This is a genomic window from Mesorhizobium huakuii (genome assembly GCF_014189455.1).
Classification (GTDB): Bacteria; Pseudomonadota; Alphaproteobacteria; order Rhizobiales; family Rhizobiaceae; genus Mesorhizobium; species Mesorhizobium huakuii_A.
Genome location: NZ_CP050296.1, coordinates 7,010,195 through 7,033,675, shown reverse-complemented (window position 1 = coordinate 7,033,675; position 23,481 = coordinate 7,010,195). Strand labels below are relative to the sequence as shown.

At 64.0% G+C, this 23,481-nt stretch carries 23 protein-coding genes and 1 pseudogene; 13 read left to right on the top strand and 11 right to left on the bottom strand.

Annotated elements, in window-relative coordinates:
- The first annotated feature begins 35 nt into the window (after positions 1-35).
- Positions 36-1,103, top strand: coding sequence for a glycosyltransferase (locus tag HB778_RS34410; RefSeq protein WP_183460346.1), 1,068 nt, complete (start codon positions 36-38; stop codon positions 1,101-1,103).
- Between the two features lie 43 nt (positions 1,104-1,146).
- Here the strand turns inward: HB778_RS34410 and HB778_RS34405 are convergent, their stop codons facing one another.
- Genes HB778_RS34405 through HB778_RS34390 form a run of 4 tightly spaced genes read right to left on the bottom strand, consistent with a single transcriptional unit; the run spans position 1,147 to position 5,264 of the window.
- Positions 1,147-1,461: an antibiotic biosynthesis monooxygenase family protein gene (locus HB778_RS34405; RefSeq protein WP_183460344.1), complete on the bottom strand. Its 315-nt coding sequence runs from the start codon at positions 1,459-1,461 to the stop codon at positions 1,147-1,149.
- 52 nt (positions 1,462-1,513) lie between these two features.
- Positions 1,514-2,614, bottom strand: coding sequence for a TonB family protein (locus tag HB778_RS34400; protein WP_244661744.1), 1,101 nt, complete (start codon positions 2,612-2,614; stop codon positions 1,514-1,516).
- Between the two features lie 8 nt (positions 2,615-2,622).
- Positions 2,623-3,066, bottom strand: coding sequence for a hypothetical protein (locus HB778_RS34395; RefSeq protein ID WP_183460342.1), 444 nt, complete (start codon positions 3,064-3,066; stop codon positions 2,623-2,625).
- 5 nt (positions 3,067-3,071) lie between these two features.
- Positions 3,072-5,264 carry a TonB-dependent hemoglobin/transferrin/lactoferrin family receptor gene (locus tag HB778_RS34390; RefSeq protein WP_183460340.1) on the bottom strand — a complete coding sequence of 731 codons (2,193 nt, stop codon included), beginning with the start codon at positions 5,262-5,264 and terminating at the stop codon, positions 3,072-3,074.
- 199 nt (positions 5,265-5,463) lie between these two features.
- On the opposite strand from HB778_RS34390, the gene hemP reads away from it, so the two are divergent.
- From hemP to HB778_RS34365, 5 genes are read left to right on the top strand one after another with little or no spacing between them, the layout of a single operon-like run.
- Positions 5,464-5,673: a hemin uptake protein HemP gene (gene hemP / locus HB778_RS34385; protein WP_027043821.1), complete on the top strand. Its 210-nt coding sequence runs from the start codon at positions 5,464-5,466 to the stop codon at positions 5,671-5,673.
- Positions 5,674-5,695: 22 nt separating this feature from the next.
- Entirely contained in the window at positions 5,696-6,757 is a 1,062-nt protein-coding gene (locus HB778_RS34380; RefSeq protein ID WP_183460338.1) for a hemin-degrading factor, read from the top strand.
- Between the two features lie 11 nt (positions 6,758-6,768).
- On the top strand, positions 6,769-7,659 hold the full coding sequence (locus HB778_RS34375; RefSeq protein WP_183460336.1) for a heme/hemin ABC transporter substrate-binding protein: 891 nt from the start codon (positions 6,769-6,771) through the stop codon (positions 7,657-7,659).
- An 11-nt stretch (positions 7,660-7,670) separates the two neighbouring features.
- A complete protein-coding gene (locus HB778_RS34370) occupies positions 7,671-8,774 on the top strand; it encodes a FecCD family ABC transporter permease (RefSeq protein WP_183460334.1) in 1,104 nt (367 codons plus the stop codon).
- 23 nt (positions 8,775-8,797) lie between these two features.
- On the top strand, positions 8,798-9,589 hold the full coding sequence (locus HB778_RS34365) for a heme ABC transporter ATP-binding protein (RefSeq protein ID WP_183460332.1): 792 nt from the start codon (positions 8,798-8,800) through the stop codon (positions 9,587-9,589).
- A 155-nt stretch (positions 9,590-9,744) separates the two neighbouring features.
- Here HB778_RS34365 and rirA read toward each other — a convergent pair whose 3' ends face one another.
- Entirely contained in the window at positions 9,745-10,206 is a 462-nt protein-coding gene (rirA, locus tag HB778_RS34360; RefSeq protein ID WP_183460330.1) for an iron-responsive transcriptional regulator RirA, read from the bottom strand.
- Between the two features lie 287 nt (positions 10,207-10,493).
- On the opposite strand from rirA, the gene HB778_RS34355 reads away from it, so the two are divergent.
- The 3 genes and pseudogenes from HB778_RS34355 (at position 10,494) to HB778_RS34345 (ending at position 13,078) form a co-directional block, all read left to right on the top strand.
- Positions 10,494-11,789: a DUF445 domain-containing protein gene (locus HB778_RS34355; RefSeq protein ID WP_183460329.1), complete on the top strand. Its 1,296-nt coding sequence runs from the start codon at positions 10,494-10,496 to the stop codon at positions 11,787-11,789.
- 102 nt (positions 11,790-11,891) lie between these two features.
- Positions 11,892-12,320 carry a phasin family protein gene (locus HB778_RS34350; protein WP_183460327.1) on the top strand — a complete coding sequence of 143 codons (429 nt, stop codon included), beginning with the start codon at positions 11,892-11,894 and terminating at the stop codon, positions 12,318-12,320.
- 259 nt (positions 12,321-12,579) lie between these two features.
- A pseudogene (locus tag HB778_RS34345) lies at positions 12,580-13,078 on the top strand (MaoC family dehydratase).
- A 201-nt stretch (positions 13,079-13,279) separates the two neighbouring features.
- On the opposite strand, the gene HB778_RS34340 reads toward HB778_RS34345, so the two are convergent.
- Positions 13,280-14,737 carry an MFS transporter gene (locus tag HB778_RS34340; RefSeq protein WP_183460325.1) on the bottom strand — a complete coding sequence of 486 codons (1,458 nt, stop codon included), beginning with the start codon at positions 14,735-14,737 and terminating at the stop codon, positions 13,280-13,282.
- A 129-nt stretch (positions 14,738-14,866) separates the two neighbouring features.
- On the opposite strand from HB778_RS34340, the gene HB778_RS34335 reads away from it, so the two are divergent.
- Positions 14,867-15,757: a LysR family transcriptional regulator gene (locus HB778_RS34335; RefSeq protein ID WP_183460323.1), complete on the top strand. Its 891-nt coding sequence runs from the start codon at positions 14,867-14,869 to the stop codon at positions 15,755-15,757.
- 2 nt (positions 15,758-15,759) lie between these two features.
- Here the strand turns inward: HB778_RS34335 and HB778_RS34330 are convergent, their stop codons facing one another.
- Positions 15,760-17,178, bottom strand: a complete 1,419-nt coding sequence (locus HB778_RS34330) for a PLP-dependent aminotransferase family protein (RefSeq protein WP_183460321.1) — start codon at positions 17,176-17,178, stop codon at positions 15,760-15,762.
- Positions 17,179-17,283: 105 nt separating this feature from the next.
- Here HB778_RS34330 and HB778_RS34325 point away from each other — a divergent pair, with 105 nt between their 5' ends.
- Entirely contained in the window at positions 17,284-18,147 is an 864-nt protein-coding gene (locus HB778_RS34325) for a DMT family transporter (protein ID WP_183460319.1), read from the top strand.
- 9 nt (positions 18,148-18,156) lie between these two features.
- Here HB778_RS34325 and HB778_RS34320 read toward each other — a convergent pair whose 3' ends face one another.
- Both HB778_RS34320 and HB778_RS34315 read right to left on the bottom strand, forming a co-directional pair.
- Positions 18,157-19,197 (bottom strand): zinc-dependent alcohol dehydrogenase family protein, encoded by a 1,041-nt coding sequence (locus HB778_RS34320; RefSeq protein ID WP_183460317.1) that lies wholly within the window; start codon positions 19,195-19,197, stop codon positions 18,157-18,159.
- A gap of 104 nt (positions 19,198-19,301) precedes the next feature.
- Entirely contained in the window at positions 19,302-19,763 is a 462-nt protein-coding gene (locus tag HB778_RS34315; protein ID WP_183460315.1) for a winged helix-turn-helix transcriptional regulator, read from the bottom strand.
- A 99-nt stretch (positions 19,764-19,862) separates the two neighbouring features.
- On the opposite strand from HB778_RS34315, the gene HB778_RS34310 reads away from it, so the two are divergent.
- A complete protein-coding gene (locus tag HB778_RS34310) occupies positions 19,863-21,107 on the top strand; it encodes an MFS transporter (RefSeq protein ID WP_183460313.1) in 1,245 nt (414 codons plus the stop codon).
- A 4-nt stretch (positions 21,108-21,111) separates the two neighbouring features.
- Here HB778_RS34310 and maiA read toward each other — a convergent pair whose 3' ends face one another.
- The gene (gene maiA, locus HB778_RS34305; protein WP_183465316.1) at positions 21,112-21,762 is read right to left on the bottom strand and encodes a maleylacetoacetate isomerase; all 651 of its coding nucleotides are present in this window, start codon (positions 21,760-21,762) and stop codon (positions 21,112-21,114) included.
- An 11-nt stretch (positions 21,763-21,773) separates the two neighbouring features.
- The gene (locus HB778_RS34300; RefSeq protein ID WP_183460311.1) at positions 21,774-22,472 is read right to left on the bottom strand and encodes a fumarylacetoacetate hydrolase family protein; all 699 of its coding nucleotides are present in this window, start codon (positions 22,470-22,472) and stop codon (positions 21,774-21,776) included.
- 225 nt (positions 22,473-22,697) lie between these two features.
- Here HB778_RS34300 and HB778_RS34295 point away from each other — a divergent pair, with 225 nt between their 5' ends.
- A complete protein-coding gene (locus HB778_RS34295) occupies positions 22,698-23,381 on the top strand; it encodes a response regulator (RefSeq protein ID WP_183460309.1) in 684 nt (227 codons plus the stop codon).
- The last annotated feature ends 100 nt before the right edge of the window (positions 23,382-23,481 follow it).

The following is a 23,481-nucleotide window of genomic DNA, read 5'->3' as shown; positions in this document are numbered from 1 at the left end:
CATGGGGCGGCAATTCGAGCGGGGCGACCGATCACATGGAAGACAAGTCCCCTCCGTTTGAGCTGCCGCGCGTGGCGGTGGTCATCACCTGCTACAACTACCGGCCCTACGTCGAACAGGCGATCCGCTCGGTGTTGGCCCAGACCTACCGGAACTGGGACTGCGTCATTGTCGACGACGCCTCGACCGACGGCTCGGCCGACCATATCCGCCAGCTTCTGGCAGCCATAGACGATCCGCGCCTGCGCCTGCTGGCGCGCTCACAAAATGGCGGGCAGATCACGGGCTTCCGCGATGGCTTTGCCGCGACCGACGCGCCTTTCGTGGTATTTCTCGATGCCGATGATGCGTGGCTGCCGGATTTTCTCCTGGCGCATCTGTCCGCCCATCTCAACGCAACACATTCGGCCGCGCTGTCGAGTTCCGATGTGTTCCTGGTCGATGGCGGCGGCACCTTGCTTAGCGGCACTTTCCTTCCCTTGCGCAAACCGCGCTCCGGGCCCGATGGCAATGGCGTCGCCATCGCGCCTGGCGGCCAGCTTGCCGGCATAGCGTCCGGGATTGCCTACGCATCGGAGCATCCGGTGACCTATTTCGCGCCTGCGACAACCGGTTGGCTATGGTCGCCATGCTCGGCGATCATGTACCGGCGTGGCGCGCTGGAATCGGTCTTGTCCTTCCCGTTCAAGGCCAAGATGGGGACGGACTATCTGACGGCCACATGCGCGCATCTGGCCGGCGGCAGCCTCATCCTGTCCGAGGGACTTGGCCTCTATCGCCTGCACGGGTCGAACCAGTCCTCCACAGGCGCTGGCTTTGCCGGTGGCCATGTGCGGCAAACGCCTGCCTACCGGGCCTACAGGAGCACATTGGCGGCGGATGTCGTCAACTATGTGCTGGAGAATTCAGCCTGGCTCAGTGATCTCAACGGGCGCAATTTCATACCCGCATTCCTGACGCAGCATGTGCGTCAGTTCAGGGAGCTGGCCGATGATCCGCGGCTGATGCGACACCTGACCCGGGGACGGCCCTGGCGGTGGCTGCGCATGCATGTTGGCCACTGGCTGCGTCGGCTGGGTGGGCGCGGTTCCACGCGATCATGACAAGGGTGCCGGAGGTGCTCACACTTGCTCGGGCAAAGCCACGTCAGGCGCCTTCGACGACGGAAAAGCCCTCGAATTGCGGGTGGCCGAGATAGTGGACTTTCGTCGTGCCGACATTCCTGTGCGCGGCGCGGAAGTTTTCCGATTTGGTCCAGGCGACAAAGTCTTCCTGGCTCGCCCACACCGTGTGTGACGCAAACAGCGTGTAGCCTTCGGCCTCGTTGACCGGGCCGCGCAGCAGATGGAATTCCCGAAAACCCTTCATCTCGGCAAGGCTGGAATCGCGGTTCTTCCACACGGCCTCGAAATCGGCTTCCGAGCCGTTCTGCACCTTGAAGCGGTTCATGGCGATGTACATGGGGTTCCTTTCGGCTATTCGCGAGCGTTGATGTTGGTAGTTGCTTGAGCGGTCAAGGCGAGAAGGGGCCGATTGGCGCTTTGAACCGCCAGCTCATCAGTCCGGTCTCGGGAGGAATCGGCGGGAACGGTGCCTGTTTTCGCACCAACTCCAAAGCGAATTGATCGAGTTCGGGCGAGCCTGAGCTTTTGGCAAGCTGCAGGTCGACGATGTTTCCATTGGCCAGCACGACAAATGCCACCAATGCGTTGTTGCGGGCTGTCGTCTGCGCGGATTTCGATACGCGGCGATTGGCGCGAGCCAACTTGCTGGCTACCTCGCCGCTATAGCGGGACGCCGCCGCGTTCCCGGTATCGGCTTGCTTTCGGCCCTTGCTCGCAATTGCCGCCTTGATTTCGTTGCCGTCCGCTGTGCCGCGGTCCTCATATGCTTCGCTTGCAGTTGCCGGGACGGCTGTCGGAGTTGGCCTTGCACTGGGGATCGGCGGTTGCTCGGGAATGGCGACAGGCATCTGGGCGCTCTCAGCCTGGACACTCGGCTGTGCCGGTGTTTCGACGTTGGCAGCCACGCTCTGGTTATCAGGACGCGGGGTTGCCGCCACCAGTATGTCCGGCGTTACCGCTGGCTGTTTGACAGCTTCCGGCAAAGGTTTGGCTGCTTCCTGGGTGGGTTCGGCAGCTTGTTTCACAGCTTGCCGCTCAGGCTGCGAAGGTTTTGTCGGCGGCCGCGGTTTCGGCTCCAGCGTGACATTGATTGCCGCCGGATCCTTGTCCAACGCACTGCCGGCCACCTTGTCTCCGGTCTGATCGCTGCCTTCCGATTGCACCGCATCCCTGGAATTGAATGGGCTGGAAGGCGAGATCAGAAAGAATGCCGCCACTGCGCCATGGAGCAGGCCGGAGACGAGGATGGCAGCGGGCCATTTGCCGTTACGGGCCGCCGGCCGTGCGACTGCAAGCGGCTCGGCCGGCGCTATCGCCAGCTCGCTGCCAGCGTTGGGGAGGGGGCTCATTTCCTGCATGTCGCGGGCCGGAAATTGCAGCGACCAGCGGGCAAAAGTCAAATCAAGATCGTTTGCCTCTGGTGTCAGCGAACCGTGGCCGGCCAGAGGCCAGGCCACGGTATTTCCTGTGAATGCGGGATGCAGTCCCAAAGCCGGTCTCAGACGCCGAAAGCGATGCCGGTCTTGGTGTCGGTCTTCAGCTTGCGCATGCAGGCGGCTGGTTCGACGCCGGTGCCGGCGCATTCGGTCGCGCTGTTGATCAATACGCGGCTGACCTTGGTGCAGTCGGTGCCGGCGAGATCAAAGCGTGTCACCTTGGTCTTGCCTGCCGGCAGGTCCTTGAAATCGAGCACGGTGAGCCGGTCGACGACACCGGCCGCGTTGAACAGCGCGATCTCGAACGCCGCCTTGGAGAGGTCGGCGCCGAGATTGTTGTTGACCAGGAAGGTCAGCCGGCAGCCCTTGTCGGACGGTTGCGCGGCATTGAGTTCCAGGGTCAGCGCGGGGACCGGCGCGGACCCTTCAGCCGACGCCGGAACCATCGCCAGCGACATCGCGAACGCCGAGGTCAGCAGTCGAAGGGATGTCGTCAAGCTCGCCATGATCATCAGCCTCCAAACCGCATGGTCGCCGCCAGTTTCAGCGTTATGCCCGGCTCATAGACCGCGACTGTCGTGCTGCCGTTGAGCGGATTGGCGTATTTGACGTCGAACAGATTGTCGGCGCGGAAATCGACCTTCAGATTGTCGGTCGCCTGATAGCTGGCGAAGGCATTGACTAGAGTGTAGTCCTCGGCCACCGCATTGCCCTTCGGCTTGCCGTTGTACTGCACCTCACCACCAACGGTCAGCTTGTCCTCGAGGAAGCGCAGGCCGAGTTGGGCGGTGACCTGCGAAGAGGGGATAGTGGCGAGATCGGCTTCCACACCCTTGTAGGAAATGGTGTGGCCATTCGTGATCGAGGCCGAAAGTCCCGCATAGCCCCAACCGGCGTCGTAGACGCCTTCGAGCTCGAAGCCGTCGATCTTGGCCTGGGCGTAGTTCTGATACTGGAAGCAGATCGGGATGCCGGGCCCGAACGGGCAGCCGCTGCCTGGCGCGAACGGCGACAGGGTCACGCCATCGATATAGTCGTCGACATTGTTGTGGAAGTAGGCCGCCTTGACGCGAAGCGCGTCGCCGGATTCGAAGATGTCGTTCTGCTTGTAGTTGACGCCGAATTCCGTCGTCCTGCCGATCTCAGGTCGCAGGTTCGGATTGGGCAGGAATGGGAAGGTGACACCTGCCGGATGGTTGCCGCTGATCAGCGTCTCCGTGAGGGAGGGCGAACGGTAGCCCTCTGCGTAAGTGCCATAGAATTGCAAGCCGGCAAGGCTGGCGTTGTCGAAGGGCGAGACGCCGACTGTGATGCGCGGCGACAACCGGTCGCCCGATGTATCGTGGGTGTCATCCCTGAGGCTGTAGCTGTCGTAACGCAGCCCGGCGATCACCTCGAGCCAATCCCAGGTGAGTTTATCCTGGACATAGGCGCCGGACACATTCCGCTTGCCCGACGGCGTGTAGAAACTGTCGCCACCGGCGGTGCCGCCAGTCTTGACGTCGTCATTCACCCAGTCGCCGCCATAGGTCAATTCGTGCGCAACGCCACCGGTCTCGAATCGTGAGGTGTTCCAGATGTCGATTGCGGCCGTGCCGACATCGAAAGTCGATGTCGAGCCTGCTGGCAGCACCACCGGAAGACCTGTGACCGGATCGAAGCGGTTTTGCGGAACGAGGCTGGTCAGATCGAGATTGGTCTTGTTGTAGGAGGTGTTGATGTGGAGATCGAGCCAGCTCTTGTCTTCGTCAGTGACGTTGTAACGCGCCGTGAATGTGTTCGACTTCAGGTCGACATCGTTGACCGGCACACCGCCGCTGGTTTCGTCCCAGCTGTCGCTTGAGCCGACCCAGCCCAGCTTCAATTCACTGTTGTCGGTCGGGCGGATGGTGGTCTTGAGCAGGCCGCTCAGCACATCGAAGCCGGTGCCGTTGACGGTGTCGCCGCCGCCATCCTTGTAGTCGTCATAGTTGCGGTAGACGATGTTGCCCAAGACGTCCCAGTTCTCGTTGACGCGGTAGGCGCCGGTGGCGCTTGTGGTCCAGCCCTTGCCATTGCTCTCGTAGCGTCCGGTTACCGAAGCGCCCCATGTTTCCTCCGGCTTGAGGAAGTCTGCGGCGTCCTTGGTGTCGAAGAAGACGACGCCGCCGATGGCGCCGGAGCCATAGGTGTTGGCGACTGGACCGCGGATCACATCGACGGATTTGATGAGCTCGGGATCGATGTAGAAGGTCGACTGGGTGCCGTGGTCGGAGCGCTGGAAATCCTGGCGCGCGCCGTCGACGATGACGGCAACGCGGCCGAAATCCTGCAGGCCGCGAATGTTGATGCTGGTGCTGACGCGCCTGGCGTCGGCTTGTGCTGCGACGCCGGGCACGCCGAAGAGTATCTCGTTGGGCGTCGTCGCCATGCGGCGGTCGAGCTGTTCCTGGTCGAGATGGCTAGCCGAGGCCAGCGATTCGATCGCTGTCTCGCCGGTGCGGCTGAGCACCAGGATCTTGTCGAGCAGCGTTGCGCCCGCAGGGGCGGCTTTTTCCTGGTCAGTCTTCTTCGATTGATCCGCCTGCTCGCCCGCCGGCTGCGTTGCTTGTTGGGCATGCGCCGATGGCGCGGACAAGGCGATCGCCGCCACGCTTGCCAACAAAGCCGCCACACCGCTCGCCGCCGACCGGCCGCGCCATTCCCAGTTTACCAACAACCCCATGCCCCAACTCCAGATTCCAGGTTTCGTGCTGGCTGGCCCGTGGCTCGCTGGCATTTTTGATCGTGTCCGGCGTGTTAAATGTTGACTCATTTAATCCGGTATTGCACTGACTAGTAAACATGATTATTCAAGTCAAGAAATGAATCGGATCTTCGCAACGCCTAGCCAGACGCCCGGCACAGGAAAGGGATCGACCCAGATGAACACCCACAATCCCAATGACTTTCGCTACCGCGTCCGCCGTTCCGACGAAGCCCCCGTCACCCGTTTCGACCGGGTTCCGCTGGCGGTCAGAACATTGTCCAGCAACACGCTGTTCCAGGGCGAGCATGAGATCGGCATCGAACATCATGGCGCTCTCTACCGGCTGAAGATCACCCGTCAGGGCAAGCTCATTCTCAACAAGTAAGGCAAGGCAGTAGGGACGAGACATGGACCAGCGCGTAAAACCCGCCCCGCATGAAATCCGGCGGGCACGGACGGAAAATCCGAAAGCGCGCGAGCGTGACCTGGCCGCCCAGCTCGGTATTTCGGAAGCCGAACTGGTCGCCGCGCATTGCGGCGACGGCGTCGTGCGCATCGAGCCACGGGTCAACGATCTCCTGACCGGCCTCGAGGCCGTCGGCGAGGTGATGGCGCTGACCCGCAATGAAAGCGCCGTGCACGAGAAGATCGGCGTCTATGACAAGGTCGTCACCGGCAACCACAATGCCATGGTGCTTGGCGAGAATATCGACCTGCGCATCTTCCCAAAAGTCTGGGCGCACGGCTTTGCCGTGGAGAAGCGCGACGGCGACGAGATCCGCCGCAGTCTGCAGTTTTTCGATGCGGCGGGCGAGGCGGTGCACAAGGTGCATCTGCGGCCGGCCTCCAGCCTCTATGCCTACCAGAAGCTGGTCGCCTCGCTGGAATCGTCCAACCAGGAGCCGACGGTCGCCATCTCCGGGCAAGCCTTAGACGATGAGGGCGAGGCCACGGCGACGACCGCCAACCTCGACGATCTGCGCGACCGTTGGAGCCGGCTGACCGACGTGCACCAGTTCTTCGGCATGCTGAAGACCTTGAAGCTCAGCCGCCGTCAGGCGGTGCGCATGGTCGGAACGGACTATGCCTGGCTGCTCGACAATGACGCGGTCCGCGCCATGTTCCATCACGCCGCCGAAGGCGAGATGCCGATCATGTGCTTTGTCGGCAACCGCGGCTGCATCCAGATCCATTCCGGCCCGGTCAAATCGATCAAGCCGATGGGGCCGTGGATCAACGTGCTGGACGAGACCTTCCACCTGCACCTGCGCACCGACCACATCCATGAAGTCTGGGCGGTGCGCAAGCCGACCAAGGACGGCCATGTCACCTCGCTCGAGGTGTACGCCGCCAATGGCGAGATGATCATCCAGTTCTTCGGCAAGCGCCACGAAGGCGAAAGCGAGCGCGACGACTGGCGATTCCTGGCCGAGGACCTGCCGCGCATCCCAAGCCCGACGGCAGCCTGAGGAGAACGACAATGGGCTGTTTTTCCAGGATGGTCGCCGCCCCGATGGTCGGCCTCGCTTTGGCTTTCACCGCGCTGCAGCCGGCTGGCGCCACAGAAGGCGTCTCCGTTTTTCCTGATCCGTCGAAGATCGCCGCCATAGGCGGCTCGATCACCGAAATCGTCTATGCGCTTGGCGAGGAGAAGCATCTGGTGGCGCGTGATTCCACCAGCCGCTATCCGAAGGCGGCGTTCGCTCTGCCCGATGTCGGCTATATGCGCGCGCTGTCGCCGGAAGGCGTGTTGTCGGTCAATCCGACCGGCATCCTGGCGCTGCAGGGCAGCGGCCCGAAGGAGGCCGTCGATGTGCTGAAGAAGACGAGCATACCCTTCATCGAAGTGCCCGAGCATTTTAGCCACGAAGGCATCCTCGAGAAGGTCCGCATCGTCGGCAAGGCGCTCGGCGTCGATGCCAGGGCCGAGCTGCTGGCCAAGGAACTCGATGCCAAGCTGACGGCCGCCGAGAAACAGACGGCCTCGATCAAGCAGCGCAAGCGCATCCTGTTCGTGCTGTCGATACAGGGTGGCAAGATCCTGGCGGCCGGCAGCGATACCGCGGCCGACGGTATGGTCAGGCTGGCGGGCGGGGTCAACGCCGTCGAAGGTTTCTCCGGCTACAAGCAGATGTCCGACGAAGCGATCATTACTGCCAGGCCTGACGTGATCCTGATGATGAGCAATGCCGGGCTGCCGGTGTCGGACGACGAATTGTTCGGCGTTCCGTCCGTCGCCTCGACGCCGGCCGGAGCCGTGCGCAAGGTGATCCGCCTCGACGGCGGCTATCTGCTCGGCTTCGGGCCGCGCACGGCTGAAGCCATCCACGACCTCGCCGTCTCCCTCTATGGCGCCCAGGTCACGGACTGAGCGGGCATATCATGGTCGATCAATCGATCACCGGCCCGGTGAAGGTGATGGCGAATGCATCCGAAGGCGACCGTTCGGGCCGCGCCCGCATCGTCATCCTGTTGCTGTGCCTCGGCCTCGCGGCCGCCATGCTTTTGTCGCTGACGTCAGGGGCATCGGATGCTTCGGCGGTCAACGTTCTCAGGGACTGGCTGCTTGGAGCCGTCCCGAATGATGCGGCGCTGAGCGCCCGTGACAGCCTGATCGTCTACGACATCCGCTTGCCGCGCATCATCCTCGGCATGCTGGTTGGCGCGGCGCTCGCAGTCTCCGGCGCCGTCATGCAGGGGCTGTTCCGCAATCCGCTGGCCGATCCCGGCCTGATCGGCGTCTCCGCCGGCTCCAGTCTCGGCGCGGTGGCCGTCATTGTGCTTGGCGCCACGGTGCTGGCGCCGGTGACGACCATGTTCGGTACGCTCGCGCTGCCGCTGGCCGCCTTCTTCGGTGGTCTCGCCACGACGCTGGTGCTTTATCAGGTCGCGACGCGACGCGGGCAAACCTCGGTTGCCACCATGCTGCTCGCCGGCATAGCGCTGGCGGCCCTTGCCATGGCCCTGACAGGTGTCCTCATCTTCATGGCGGACGATCGCCAGTTGCGCGACCTGACGTTCTGGTCACTCGGGTCGCTCGGCGGCGCGACATGGGCGAAGATCGGTTCCGTCGGGCCGATCATCATACTGGCACTGGCGGCGATGCCGTTCCTGGCGCGCGGCCTCAACGCGCTGGCGCTGGGCGAAGCGACCGCCGGCCATCTCGGCATTCCGGTACAGCGGTTGAAATACACGGCGATCATCGGTGTCTCGGCTGCGGTCGGTGCGTCTGTCGCCGTCAGCGGCGGTATCGGCTTCGTCGGCATCGTCGTGCCGCATCTGCTGCGCCTGCTGATCGGTCCGGACAATCGCTATCTGCTGCCGGCCTCGGCGCTGCTCGGTGCCTCGCTGCTGCTGTTGGCAGACGCGGTCGCCCGCACCATCGTGGCGCCGGCGGAATTGCCGATCGGCATCGTCACCGCGATATCAGGCGCGCCATTCTTCCTGTGGATCCTGCTGCGCAAGCGCGGCGTGGTCGATCTCTGAGATCTGGGACCTGTGAGGCTTTGATGATCGAGGCAAGGGATGTTTCCGTTGATATCGCCGGCAAGCGTATCGTCGGCGGTGTCGATTTCGAAGCGCGGCCCGGCGAAGTGGCGGCCATCGTCGGCCCCAACGGTTCCGGCAAGACGACCTTCCTGAAGGCGTTGTCGGGCGAGCTTGCCTATACCGGGCGCGTCACCCTTAACGGCCGCGATCTCTCGGCCATGAAGCCGGTCGAGATTGCCGTGCATCGCGCGGTGCTGCCGCAGGCGACGACACTGTCGTTTCCCTTCACGGTGCGCGAGATTGTCAAGCTCGGCCTTGTCGGCGGCCGCTCGGGTGCCTTGCCGGGCGAGGATGCGCGGCTGCCGGAGCGGGCGCTGGCCCGCGTCGACCTCGACGGTTTTGCCGGACGTTTCTACCAGGAGCTTTCGGGCGGCGAGCAGCAGCGCGTCCAGCTAGCGCGCGTGCTGTGCCAGGTTTGGGCGCCGGTGCTCGACGGCAAGCCGCGCTATCTGTTCCTCGATGAGCCGGTCTCCAGCCTCGACATCAAGCACCAGCTGATCATCATGAACATCGCCCGCGACTTCGCCAGAAGGGGCGGCGGCGTGGTCGCCATCCTGCACGACCTCAATCTGACTTCCATGTATGCCGACCGCATCTTCGTCATGCATCGCGGCCGGCTGGCCGCGACCGGTTCGCCGCAAGACGTGCTGAGCGATGAGCTGATCGAGAAAGTGTTCGACTGCCGGCTAAAGGTCGGCGTGCTGCCGGCGGGCAATATGCCGTTCGTGCTGCCGCAATCGTCGGTCGGTTGATATTCAGGTGAGGCCGGCCTGCGAACGGCGGCTTCCTGCGCTTCCGGTACTCACGTGCCCGAAAGTACGCTCCGTTCCGGTTCTCGGAACCAACCGTTCTCGACTCGGCCTGACCTGAATCTCAACCGACCGAGCCTAAGATGACACGGTAGGGATCAGGCGGCTGGGGCGCGGCGCTCCAGCATGTCGATGCCGAGCAGGTTGCGCACATTCGGCCTTGCCGCCACCATATCGGCAACGGTGTAGCGGGAAAGCACGGCGAAGAAGGCGTTGAGCGCCTCGCGCAGCGCCGAATTCAGCGCGCAGCTGTCGACCAGCGGGCATTCGGCGGCATCGTTCTCGAAGCATTCGGCCATTGCGAAGCTTTCCTCGGTGACGCGCACGACGTCGAAGAGGCTGATCGCTTCGGCTGCGCGGCCAAGCCGGACGCCGCCATTCCTGCCGCGCACCGTTTCCACCAGGCCATGCTCGACCAAAGGCTGCAGGATCTTGAACAGGAACAGTTCCGACACCGAATAGGCGGCTGCAATTTCGGGGATACGGCTCAACCGGTCATTGTTGGCGGCGCAATACATCAGGATGCGCATGGCATAATTGGTCTGGCGTGTAAGCCGCATTTTGTCCTCACTAGGCGCCGGCGCGGTGCAACCACGCCAGATTCCTGCACTTTGCTGGCGCGGCTCTGAGCCGGGATTTCGGATTCGCCGCACTGGCCTCGACCGAATATGGCCTATACCTTGGAACAATTCCAGACTAGCCTCGCATGATAGATGAATATTCTCGTCAACTTTATGTGCGCAACCCGGCAAAACGTCGGGAAAACCCGCTGTCACGGGTATTTTCGCGGTCGAGGCACTAGATAGGTCCGAGATCGCCCCTGGGTTCGACGAGGAGCAGTTCATCCATGTCACAATCGGCTCCGTCCCTGGCGCCTGTCCGTTTCGATGCCGACGCGGTCGCCAAGCTCTCGGCGCTGCGCCGCACCAAATTCATCGCCACGGCGGCGCTGGCGCTTTGCGTGCTGGTGTTCGCCTTGGCCAAGTCGTTCGAGGGCACCTATCCGTGGTTGGGGTTCGTCGCTGCCTTCGCCGAAGCGGCGACCATCGGCGGCCTTGCCGACTGGTACGCGGTGGTGGCGCTGTTCAGGGGGCCGCTTGGTCTGCCGATCCCGCACACCGCCATCATCCCGGAGAACCAGAACCGCATCGCCGACAATCTCGGCCGCTTCATCGAGGCCAATTTCCTGGCGCCGGAGCCGGTGCGTGAGAAACTTGCCGAGGTCGATTTTGCAGCACTCGTCGCCGATTGGCTGACTGATGCCGAACGCGCGGCCGGCCTGTCGCGTTTCGTCGTGCGGCTGGTGCCGCAGACACTTGCCGCGGTCGAGCAATCCGGCCTGCGCGGCTTCGTCACCAGCCGCATGCTCGAACAGATCGAAAAGGTGCCGCTGGCGCCGCTGGCGGCCGAGCTGTTGTCGGCGCTTACCGACGACCGCCGCCACCAGAAATTGTTCGACGAGTTCATCAAGGTGATCGGCCGCTTCCTCAACGACGAACAGGCGCTGGCGACAATGCGCGAAAAGATCCGCGAGGAGCTGCCGTCGCTGTTCAACCTGTTCCGCGCCGACGCCTATCTCCTGAAGAAGATCGTCGCCTCGGCGGGTTCCTTGCTCGACGAGGTGCGCGCCGATCCTGACCATCCGATGCGCGCCGAGTTTGACCGTTTCGCGCAAGGCTTCGTCGAGCGGCTGCGGACGTCCAAGCAATATGCAAAGCGCGCCGAGAAGATGAAACGCGATTTCCTCGCCCGACCCGAAGTCAGGGCGCTGGCCGGCGACATGTGGGAGAGCCTCAGCCTGTTCATCGCGCAGGACGCCAGGGCGCCGAATTCGGTGATCCGCGCGCATCTCGCCAACATGTTCGTCGAGGTCGGCCGGCATCTTGCCGGCGATGCACAGATCCGGGCCGACATGAACCAGGGGTTCGTCGTGGCGCTGGCCTCCTTCGTCGAAAGCCAGAAGAGCGGCGTGTCGAAGTTCATCGCCGACCAGGTCAAGCGCTGGGACCTGGCGCAACTGACGCGACTGATCGAGATGAACATCGGCAGGGACCTGCAATATATCCGCTTCAACGGCATGATCATCGGCGGGCTGGCGGGTATCGTTCTCTACACGATCGAGCTGCTGCTCCCGGTCAATTGATGCGCATCGGTCGCCAGGCCTGTCTTCGAAATGGACAGGCGGCAGCCGAGTGCTATGCTCCGGCGAGGGCGCCCGCATCCGCGGCAAAGGGGAGAAGACAGCATGGCAAAACAACCGGAATCCGATTCCTTCATGGACATGTTCGGCAGGTTCGGTCGCGACCTGAAGGTGCCCAATGTCGATGTCGAGGCGATCCTTGCCCATCACCGCAAGAACCTCGAAGCCTTGGAGAAATCGGCGCGAGCCGGCGCCGCAGGCGCGACCTCGCTGTTGTCGAGGCAACGCGAAATGCTGCAGGACACGCTGCGCGAAGTTGCCGACATGGCGCAGAGCTATCGGGCGCCGGGCAACCCGCAAGAACTCCTGGCCAAGCAGACGGAGTTCGCCAGGAAATCCTTCGAGGCTGCGCTGAAGAATGCTGGGGAAGTGGCTGAACTGGCGCGGAAATCCGGCACCGAATCGATCGAAATCCTGCGCACGCGCATCAAGGAGGCGATGGAGGAAATCCGCGCCGGCTACGGGCAGAAATAGGCTCCCTCGGTCTGTCGTTTCGCCTTCGGCAGGGCATGCCGGTTTGCAATTCCGCGACCTTGCGCATAGTTGCATCCGCGCCACGCGATAAGCTCCCGGCAAACTCGGAAGGTTGGAAAATCCGAATTCGCCCTGCCATTGCATGGCGAGGCGTGGCACGATTCAGCCGGAATGCGGCGGAACAGATTCGCGCAAGGCGAATTGACAGGGGCCGTCCGTTCGTGGTCCGGAGGCTCGGCAAGTTATCGGGAAAGCAGGAATGAACGAAGTACGGCCTAAAACGCCGCCGACCTACGAGCAGTTGAGGACGATGTCCGGGCAGGAGCTCGGCGTCTCGGAATGGACCACGGTCGACCAGGACCGTATCAACAAGTTCGCCGAATGCACCGGCGACCACCAATGGATCCATGTCGACCCCGAACGGGCGCGGCGGCAAAGCCCGTTCCGCACGACGATCGCGCATGGCTATCTGACATTGTCGATTATCGGCGCCCTGGCGCTTGGCATGGGCATTGTGCCGGAAAACACCCAGGCCGCCTTCAACTATGGCTTCGACAAGGTGCGTTTCCTGGCGCCGGTCAAGGTCGGCGCCCGCATCAGGCTGCGCACGGTGCTGCTTTCCATGGAGGACAGGGGGGCCTGGCCAGTATCTGATGAAAGCAGCCAACACGGTCGAGATCGAAGGCGAGGAAAAGCCGGCATTGACGGCCGAAACGCTGGTCATGCTTTATGAGCGCCGCAAACGGGCAGGGGCCTGAGAGACTGTTTGGAAATTCTACTCCGGCGGCCATCTGATGGCGTTTTCTGCGCTTCCGGTGCTCACGGACCTGAATGTCCGCTCCGCTCCGGTTCTCGAAACCACCACCATATGACTCGCCAGAGCGAATTTCGAAACAGTCTCGGAGAGGTGTGCAACCGGATTTCACGCTTCGATCGCCTATCGCCAAACAGGTGGTGCCTTACGAAACACTGGGTTCTATGCGGGCAGCGGCGCGGGCCGAGAGCAGGGCGAGGATCAGCGCGACCAGCACCAGCGCCGTTGCCGTCTGAAAAGTGACCTGCATGCCCCGGGCGGCGGCCACGGAAGTCAGGATCTCCTGCCCAATGCCTCGCTGCGCCGCGGCCGATGCGACCGCGAATATAGCCCCCATCAACGAGGCGCCCGTGATGAGGCCGAGATTGCGCGACAGGTTGAGCAGGCCCGATATGACACCGCGTTCGCCGGCGCCGACACCGCTCATGACGGCCGCATTGTTGGAGGTCTGGAACAGGGCGTAGCCGAAGCAGGTGACGGTGATCGGAACGACATAGCTGACGATGCCAAGTCTGGTCAGGGCGAGCGAGAGCAGGAATGTGCCGGCGGCAAGGCTAGTGAGGCCGGCGACCGTCATCCTGTTGGTGCCGAAGCGATCGGAAAGCCGTCCGGCCAGCAGCGCCGACAGGGTCGAGACAAGCGGCCCGGTCGAAAGCACCACGCCGACCATCGCGGCATCGAGTCCCAGCCCCTGTGACAGATAGAACGGGGCGACCACCAGGGTCGCCATCATCACCGTGGCGACGATGAGGCTCATGGCCAGGCTGGCGCTAAGCTGCGGGTCCCGGAAACGGGCGAGTTGGACCAGCGGGTTCTTCACCCGCTTCTGGGCGACGGCGAACAAACCGATGCCGAGAGCGGTCGCGGCCAGCAGGCCGATGTTGAGCGCACCGAAATGGCCCCGGCCAAGCGTCATGGCCAGCGCATAGGCGGCCAGCGTCAGGGCCAGCAGCACAGTGCCAATCGCGTCGAACTTGCCTTGAGCAGCCTGCGCTGTCTTGCTGCGAGCGGGCAAGGCACGCCAGGCGAGGGCGAAGGTCAGCAGGCCCAGCGGCACATTGACCAGGAAGATCGCGCGCCAGCCGGGGCCGGCGATCAGCAGACCGCCGAGCGAAGGGCCGAGTGTCGTGCCGATCGCCGACATGGCGCCGAGCAGGCCCATGGCGCTGCCGGTCCGTTCCTTGCTGACGGTCTCCGCGACAAAGGCCAGCGTCAGCGCCATCATCAACGCCGCGCCAAACCCATGCACGGTGCGCGCGGCGATCAGCAGCCAGAGCGTCGGCGCCACCCCGCACAGCACCGATGCCGATGTAAACAGCGCGATGCCGCCAAGCAGCAGCGGGCGGCGCCCGAACATGTCGGCCAGCCGCCCGGCACTGACGATCAGCGTGGTGATGGCAAGGAGATAGGCCAGAACCACCCATTGCACGGCCCGGAACGACGCGCCGAACGTCTGCATCAGCGAGGGCAGCCCAACGCTGGCGATGCTGGTTCCGAGCGACGACAGCAGCGTGGCGAGCGACAGGCTTGCCAGCGCCCAGCCGACCGATTGATTCTGTTGCGGGGCTGATATCCCGTCCCGATTTTGCACGGCGACTGCCATGGCGATCTCCTTTCCGTTCGCTCCAGAACCGGAGCTGTCGGAGATCTAGTCTTGCGGTTGATATGGCGGAAGGCGCAGCATTTGCATCATATCAGTGCATGAGACGCCACATCATGTTACGATCCGCGGATGACAACGCCCGATCTCAATCTGCTGTTCGCTCTCGACGTGCTGCTGGCGGAAGGCAGCGTGGCCCGCGCCGCGCGCCGTTTGCGGCTCAGTCCCTCGGCGATGAGCCGGACGCTGGCGCGGCTGCGCGAGGCAACGGGCGATCCCCTGCTGGTCCGCGCCGGACGCGGCCTGGTGGCGACGCCGCGCGCGGAGGAATTGCGCCGGCAGGTCGGCCCTGTCGTCCAGGAGGCGGAGGCGCTGCTGCGCCCTGCCGATTTGCTTGATCCCTCAAGCCTGGACAGGGTCTTCACGATGCGCACCAATGAGGGCTTCGTCGAGGAGTTCGGGCCTCGTCTGGTCGCCCGCATCGAGGCCGATGCGCCAGGGGTGCGGCTGCGTTTCGCGCCGAAGTCAGATAAGGATGTGATGTCGTTGCGCGAAGCGGCGATCGATCTGGAAATCGGCGTTGCCGGCGAAACCGGACCCGAAGTGCGCATCCAGGCGCTGTTTCGCGACCGTTTTATCGGCGCCGTTCGAGCCGGCCATTCCCTGAGCGAGGGTATTGTGACGCCCGAGCGCTATGCGGCTTGCCGGCACATCAGTGTTTCGCGGCGTGGCCGCGAGAAGGGACCGATCGACGAGACTTTGGGCGCGCTCGGCTTGCAGCGGACGGTCGTGTGCATGGTCTCGGGTTTCTCGGCCGCGCTCGCCATGGCGCGCGCCTCGGAACTGATCGCCAGCGTGCCCGAGCGGCATACGGCGGGCGCGCGTGCCGGCATGCACAGTTTTCCGCTGCCGGTTAGCACGGTGGAAGTCACCATCTCCATGCTCTGGCATCCGCGCCTCGACGCCGACCCGGCGCAACGCTGGTTGCGTGACTGCGTGCGGGAGGTTCGCGCAAGCCGCTGAGATCAGCGCGCCATCGCCGCCTCAAGCACCTTGAAAATCCGCTCGTCTTCGCATTGGGCGACGTTGAAGCGCAGGAAACGGCTGGCCGTCTGGGACAGGCTGAACGCATTGCCGGGTGCCAGCACGACATTGTCGCCAAGCGCCCAGCGTGCGACTTCGGCCGCGTCGATGCCGTCGGGTAATCTGCACCACAGGAACAGGCCGGCCGGCTGGTCGATCCACGGCGTGATGCCGATCGCCTTCAGCCGGGTGGCGGTCTGGACCATGGCACGCGCGAGTTTGGCGCGCAGCAGATCCATATGTTTGCGGTAGCTGCCGTCCTTCAGCAGCATCAATACCAGTTCGGCGGCCAGCCTTCCGCCGCCGAAGGTGGTGGCGATCTTGAGGTCGGTCAGGCCCTCGATCCAGTCGCGCGGTGCGGCGATGAAACCGCAGCGCACCGAGGCCGAAAGCGTCTTGGAGAAACTGCCGATCTGGACGACGCGGTTGAGGCCGTCGAAAGCCGCAAGCCTCGGTGCAGGGGCATGTTCGAAATCGGCGAAAATGTCGTCCTCGACGATGGTCAGGTCCGACTGGTCGGCGAGCTTGAGCAAACGATGCGCGGTGACCGGCGACAGGATCGCTCCGGTCGGATTGTGGATGGCGGAATTGGTGATGTAGAGGCGCGGCCGGTGCTCGGCGAGCGCCTGCGCGAACAGGTCGATATCTGGCCCCGATGGCGTGTAGGGAACGCTGACGACCTTGGCGCGGTGGGCGCGCAGCAAAGCGTGGAAATTGAAATAGCAGGGGTCGTCGACCAGCACGGTGTCACCGGGTTCGATCAGGAACCGGCACAACAGGTCAATGGCCTGCGTGCCCGATTCCGTCAGCATGATCTGTTCGGGCGAAACTTCGATGCCGTGCCCGGCCATGCGCCGCGCCAGCAACTGCCGCAGCGGCGGCAGGCCAAGCGGCGTGCCGTAATCGGCAAGCGCGACATCATCGGCGCGCGCCACCGTGCGCAGTGCGCGGCGCAGGCCGGCTTGCGGCATCCAGGAGGCCGGCAGCCAGCCACAGCCGGGTTTCAGGGTCTCGTCGCCGGCATCCAGCGACTGGCGCGAGACCCAGAGCGGATCGACGGCACGGTCGAGCCGGGGACCGATCTCGGCCAGCGACAACGGCGCCAGCGAGCCGGCGGCATAGAAGCCTGAACCCGGCCGGGAGCGGATCGTGCCTTCGGCGGCGAGCCGCTCATAGGCTTCGACCACGGTGGATTTCGACACTTGCATGGATTGGGCGAAGGCGCGGATGGAGGGCAGCCGGGCGCCCGGTGTCAGGCTGCGCGCGGCGATCCGCTGGCGAATGGTCGCCATGACGCTTTCGACGAGGGTGGGGGCGCCCAAGGTCCGCACATCGTCCTTTTCCAAAGCGAAGTCCGTCATCCGTACTGCTCAATCATCCATTACAGTTTCGCTGAATTGTACCCCATTGTCTCTGGCTGCACCATGGCATCTGCCCGATAGAGGGCGAAAGACATGGAGCCTGGAATGGACAAGACTGCGAGCGGCTGGCTGAACGGATTTATCGGCGTGTTGATCTTCTCAGGCTCGCTGCCGGCGACGCGCGTGGCGGTGATGGATTTCGCCCCGACCTTCGTGACATCGGCCCGGGCCGCGATTGCCGGACTGCTTGGCCTGGCAATGCTGGTCCTGTTCCGGGAGAAACGTCCGCAGCGCGGCGACCTCGTGTCGCTGGTGATCGTGGCGCTGGGCGTGGTCGTCGGCTTTCCCCTGCTGACCGCCTTGGCGCTCAAGCACGTCACCTCTGCCCATTCCATCATCTTCATCGGCCTGTTGCCGTTGGCGACGGCGATCTTCGGCGTGCTGCGTGGCGGCGATCGTCCTCGTCCGGCATTCTGGCTGTTTTCGTGCATCGGCAGCGCGCTCGTCGCGGGTTTCGCGCTGACGCAGGGCGTGACCGCCTCGCCGGTCGGCGATGGCCTGATGCTCGCCGCCGTCATCGTCTGCGGCCTTGGCTATGCCGAAGGCGCCGCGCTGTCGCGCAGGCTCGGCGGCTGGCAAGTGATCTGCTGGGCGCTGACGCTGTCGCTGCCGATCATGCTGGTGCTGACGTTTGCGACGCTGCCGGTATCCTTTGCCGCTGTCGGCTCCCACGCCTGGATCGGTCTCGCCTATGTCTCGCTGTTCAGCATGCTGATCGGCTTCGTCTTCTGGTATCGCGGCCTGGCGCAAGGCGGCATTGCCGCGGTCGGCCAACTGCAATTGCTGCAGCCCTTCTTCGGCCTGGCGCTCGCGGCGACATTGCTGCATGAGCAGGTCAGCCCGCTGATGGTGGTGGTTACGCTCGGTGTGGTGGCGTGCGTGTTCGGCGCGAAGAAGTTTGCGCGGTAGACTCCCGCCCTAAAACTTCGTCACCACCCCAATGCCGATGCCCTCGAAACCGCCCATCGCCATCAGCGCGGCGGGCGCCTCGTCGAGGCTGATCTTCTTGCCGACCAGCAATTCGGGCTTGAGCTTGCCGTTGCGGATCATGTCCATCATCGCCTGGTAGCGATAGGCCTGCATGCCGTGGCTGCCGAGGATCTCGAGCTCGAAGGCGATCACCTTGTCCATCGGCACTTGCGGGCGGGCATGTTCGCCCAGCATCAGGCCGACCTGCACATGGCGGCCGCGCCGGCGCAGATTGGCGATCGAGTTGAACGAGGTGATGGGGTGGCCGAGCGCGTCCATCGACATATGCGCGCCGCCATTGGTGATCTGCTTGACCGCCTTGACCACATTCGGCGTCGTGGACGCATTGATGGTGGCGACGGCGCCGATCTTTCTGGCGAATTCCAGCTTCTCGTTGGTGAGGTCGATGGCAATCACATTCGCGCCCATGGCGCTGGCGATCATGATCGCCGACAGGCCGACGCCGCCGCAGCCATGCACCGCCACCCATTCGCCGGGCTTGACCCGGCCCTGGTCGACGATGGCGCGAAACGAGGTGACGAAGCGGCAGCCGAGGCTGGCGGCGGTGGCGAATTCCATTTCTTCCGGCAGGCGCACCAGATTGGTGTCGGCATGCTCGATGCCGACATATTCCGCGAAGGACCCCCAGCCGGTGAAGCCCGGCTGCGTCTGGTGCTCGCAGACGTGGTGGTTGCCCGAGGTGCATTCGAAGCAGCGGCCGCAGCCGACGGCAAACGGTACTGTCACGCGGTCGCCGGCCTTCCAGCGGCTGACCTGCTTGCCGGCGGCGACGACAACGCCGGCCAGCTCATGTCCCGGGACGTGCGGCAAGGTGATGCCGTCATCATGGCCCATCCAGCCATGCCAGTCGCTGCGGCAAAGCCCCGTCGCCTCGACCTTGATGACGACGCCATCGGCAGCCGGCTTCGGATCGGGAACGGTCTGGATCGTCGGCGCTTCGCCGAATTTCTCGAAGACGACGGCTTTCATCTTTAACTCCACCCTAGGACGGTATGCGCTACCCGAAACGATAGCCGATTCCCTGTCGGGTCAAGGAGAAATCGATTCCGCCAGGCCGAACCAGCCCAGGGCGGTCAGCTGTTTTCCCGGTTGCGGAAATCGGCGAGCCTTGTGTCGCCAGGGACAAGCAGCCGCCCGTCCTCGGCATGCACTTCCAGGCGCCTGATCGGCCGGCCGCTCTGCGTGTCGACCATGAAAGTGTAGGGCTCGCCCGGTCCGGAGAAATAGGTCTCGCCCCACTGCCGCAAGGCAACCAGGACATAGAACAGGCCGCGTCCCTTTTGCGTCAGCACATATTCGTGGTGCGCGCTGCCGTCGGGTGCGGGAACCGTTTCCAGTATGCCGTGCGCGACCAGATTGCGCAGCCGCGCCGACAGGATGTTCTTGGCGACGCCGAGGCTCTTCTGGAACTCGCCGAAGCGACGCAGCCCGTCGAAGGCGTCGCGCACGATGAGCAGCGACCACCAGTCGCCGATCGCGTCCAGCGGCCGCGCGATCAGGCAACCCGCTTCGTGGTGGCTCGTTCGTTTCACCATGGCAATCGTTGGTCCAGATCAATCATTCCGGTTGCAACATAAAACTGTTCTGTCTATCCAGCAAGCGGTTTCAACTTGAAACCTTTTGCTGAGAGCGACATGAATGTGCAGGTGGTGAACAGCGCAATAGCAAGTGCGGAGCGGTCCGACGGGCTGCCGCAGGTCATGCCGGCGTCACCACCGGGACTGTCGGCAATGACGGCGTTGGTCTTCGCCATTGCCTGTGGCCTGAGCGTCGCCAATGTCTATTTCGCCCATCCGCTGCTCGACGCCATGGCGCATGATTTTGCCATCGCGCCAGCCTCGGTCGGCATCGTGGTGACGGTCACGCAGATCGGCTACGCGCTCGGCCTGTTCTTCATCGTGCCGCTTGGCGATTTGTTCGACCGGCGCAAGCTGATCGCCGGGCAAGCAGTACTTTCCGCCGTGGCGCTGATCGCGGTCGGGATCGCGCCGAACGCTGCGGCGCTGCTGGCAAGCCTCGCTGTCGTCGGGCTGCTTGCCGTGGTGGTGCAGGTGCTGGTGGCTTATGCCGCCGATCTCGCCGTGCCGTTGGAACGGGGGCGGGCGGTCGGCACCGTCACCAGCGGCGTCATCCTTGGCATCCTGCTTGCCCGCTTCGTCGCCGGTGTCGTCGCCGACTTCGCCGGCTGGCGCTGGGTCTATCTGATCTCGGCGGCGCTGACGCTTGGCATGGCTGTGGTTCTCTTCCTCATCCTGCCGCGCCAAGACGCGGATCGGCCACGCACATCCTATCAGCGCCTTTTGGGCTCGGTGGTGCTGCTGTTCGTGCAGGAGCCGCTGCTGCGCGTGCGCGCCGTGCTCGCCATGCTGATCTTCGCCACCTTCAACGTGCTGTGGGCGCCGCTGGTGCTGCCGCTCGGCGCTGCGCCATTTTCCCTCTCGCACACCGAGATCGGGCTGTTTGGCCTAGCCGGCGTCGCCGGCGCTGTCGGCGCACGCTGGACGGGCGGCCTTGTCGATCGCGGGCGCGGCCAACTGCTCACTGGGCTCAGCCTGTTGCTGATGACGGCAGCCTGGCTGCCGATTGCCTTCATGGGCCTGTCGCTGTGGCTGCTCGTCGCCGGCATCGTCATGCTGGATCTGGCGATCCAGGCGGTCCACGTCACCAACCAAAGCCTGATCTTCGCGCGCCGGCCGGATGCGCGCAGCCGGCTGGTTGGCGGCTACATGATTTTCTATTCGCTCGGCAGCGCGCTCGGCTCCATCGCCTCGACCATGATCTATGGCGCGATAGGCTGGAGCGGCGTCTGTATGCTGGGCGCCGGCATCGGCCTTATGGCGTTGCTGTTCTGGGCGCTGACGCTGCGCGTGGGCCGATGAAGATTTACTCCGCGTCGATCTGGTTCTGTGGCGCTGCCTTCTTGAAGGCCGGCAGCGCCATGCAGGCGGCGTTGATGCGGGTGATGGTCGGGTAGGGCGTCAGGTCGACGCCGAACCGGGCGTTGCTGGTGATTTGCGCCGCCAGGCAGATGTCGGCGAGCCCCGGCGCATCGCCATGGCAGAATGTTCCGGTCTGCGGCGAGGACGCCAGGATCTTTTCAAGCGGCTGAAAACCTTCGTTCACCCAGTGGCGGAACCAGTTGGTGATGTCCTGGTCGCCGGCGCCGAACAAAGTGCGCAGCGAGGTCAGCACGCGCAGATTGTTCACCGGGTGGATGTCGCAGGCGATCATTTGCGCCAGCATTCTCACGCGCGCCCGGCCAAGTGCGTCCTTCGGCAGCAGCGGCGGCGCGGGCTGGATCTCGTCGAGATATTCGATGATCGCCAGCGACTGCGTCAAAAGCGTGCCGTCGTTAAGCACCAATGCCGGCACCAGCCCCTGCGGATTGACCGCGAGGTAGGATGGTTCCAGATGGTCGCCGTGGCGCAGATGATGCGGGACATAGTCATAGCTCAGCCCCTTCATCTCCAGCGCGATGCGCACCCGGTAGGAGGTAGAGGAACGATAGTAATTGTGCAGGATGAGTTCGCTCATGACTTTGTCGCTCATGCCTGCGGCTGGCCGATCGTCACTTCGATCGTGCCGATGCCGTCGACGCCGCCGGTCATCGTCTCGCCCGGCTTGACCGCGCCGACGCCGGCCGGCGTGCCGGTGAAGATCAGGTCGCCGGCCTGCAATTCGACGCCCTCGCTACAGATCGAGACGATGTCGGCGATTGGCCAGATCAGTTCCGTGAGGTCGGCGTCCTGCCTGACCTTGCCGTCGACGGCGAGCCAGATGCGGCCTTTCGTCGGATGGCCTGACTTTTGTGCCGAGACCAGCGGGCCGCAAGGGGCGGAACGGTCGAAGGCTTTCGACCAGTCCCAGGGCCGCGCCGCCTTCTTGGCCTCATCCTGGAGGTCGCGGCGGGTGAGGTCGATACCGACGCCATAACCCCAGACGTGATCCAGCGCCCGATCACGCGCAATGCGGAAACCCGGCCTGCCGATCGCGGCCACCAGTTCGATTTCGTGGTGCAGATTGGCCGTCAGCGGCGGGTAGGGGATCACGGCGCCGGAATCGACCACCGCGTCGGCCGGCTTGGTGAAGAAGAAGGGCGGATCGCGCTCGTCATTGCCGAGTTCGCGCGCATGCGCGGCATAGTTGCGGCCGACGCAGAAGATGCGCCGCACGGCAAAGCGCTCGGCCGACCCGCTGATGGCGACGGAAGGCGTTGGCGGGAGGGGGAGGACGAAGGCGGTCATGGCTGTCTCTGCGTTGCATATCGGTTGCTGGCGGCACCTTCGACCGATTTCGGGGGCCGGGCAAGGCGTCGCTTTTCTTAAAGCACGGGCTTTGCCGGGGCTGTATAAGGAATTCAGGGTTCCCATCACTTTTGCGGCGGCCTATCACCGGCGATAGACTATTTGCCAATAATCCGGCCATGGTCGCGGGGCTATGGTGTGGCCGATAAACCGGAACGAGCCCACATGACAGCACCCAACGATCGCGCCCGGTTCCTGATCATCGACGACCATCCGCTGTTTCGCGAGGCGCTGCATAGCGCCGTGCAGATGGCTTATCCGGAGGTCGACACGGTCGAGGCGCGCTCGATCGCCGAGGCGCTCGATCTGCTGGCCGACGCCAAGCCTTTCGACCTTGCGCTGCTCGATCTCTCAATGCCCGACGTGCACGGTTTCGACGGGCTGCTGCAGCTCAGGACCCGCTATCCGCGCCTGCCGGTGGTGATCGTGTCGGGGTATGAGGAGCCGCGGATCATCTCCGAGGCCTTGTCTTATGGCGCTGCCGGCTTCATCCCGAAATCGGCGCGCAAGAGCGACCTGGCCGCCGCCATACGTTCGGTGATGGATGGCGCGATCTATGTGCCGGAAACCTATGAAGGCCAGCCGGCCGACGCCGACAGCATCGACCGCGCCGACATGGTCCAGCGCCTGTCCAAGCTGACGCCACAGCAGCTGCGCGTGCTGCAGATGCTGCGCCAGGGGCTGCTCAACAAGCAGATCGCCTATGAGCTGCAGGTCGGCGAGACCACGGTAAAGGCGCATGTGTCGGAGATATTGCGCAAGCTCAACGTCTACAGCCGCACGCAAGCGGTGATCGAGGTCTCGAAGCTCGACAATGCGGAGCTTTTCAGGGATCAGGCGGGGTTTTGATCTTTACCCTCCCCCTTGTGGGGAGGGTCGATCCGCGAAGCGGAGCGGGGGGGGGAAACTTGGCGCCGCACCCCCACCCCGGCGCTCCGCGCCGACCCTC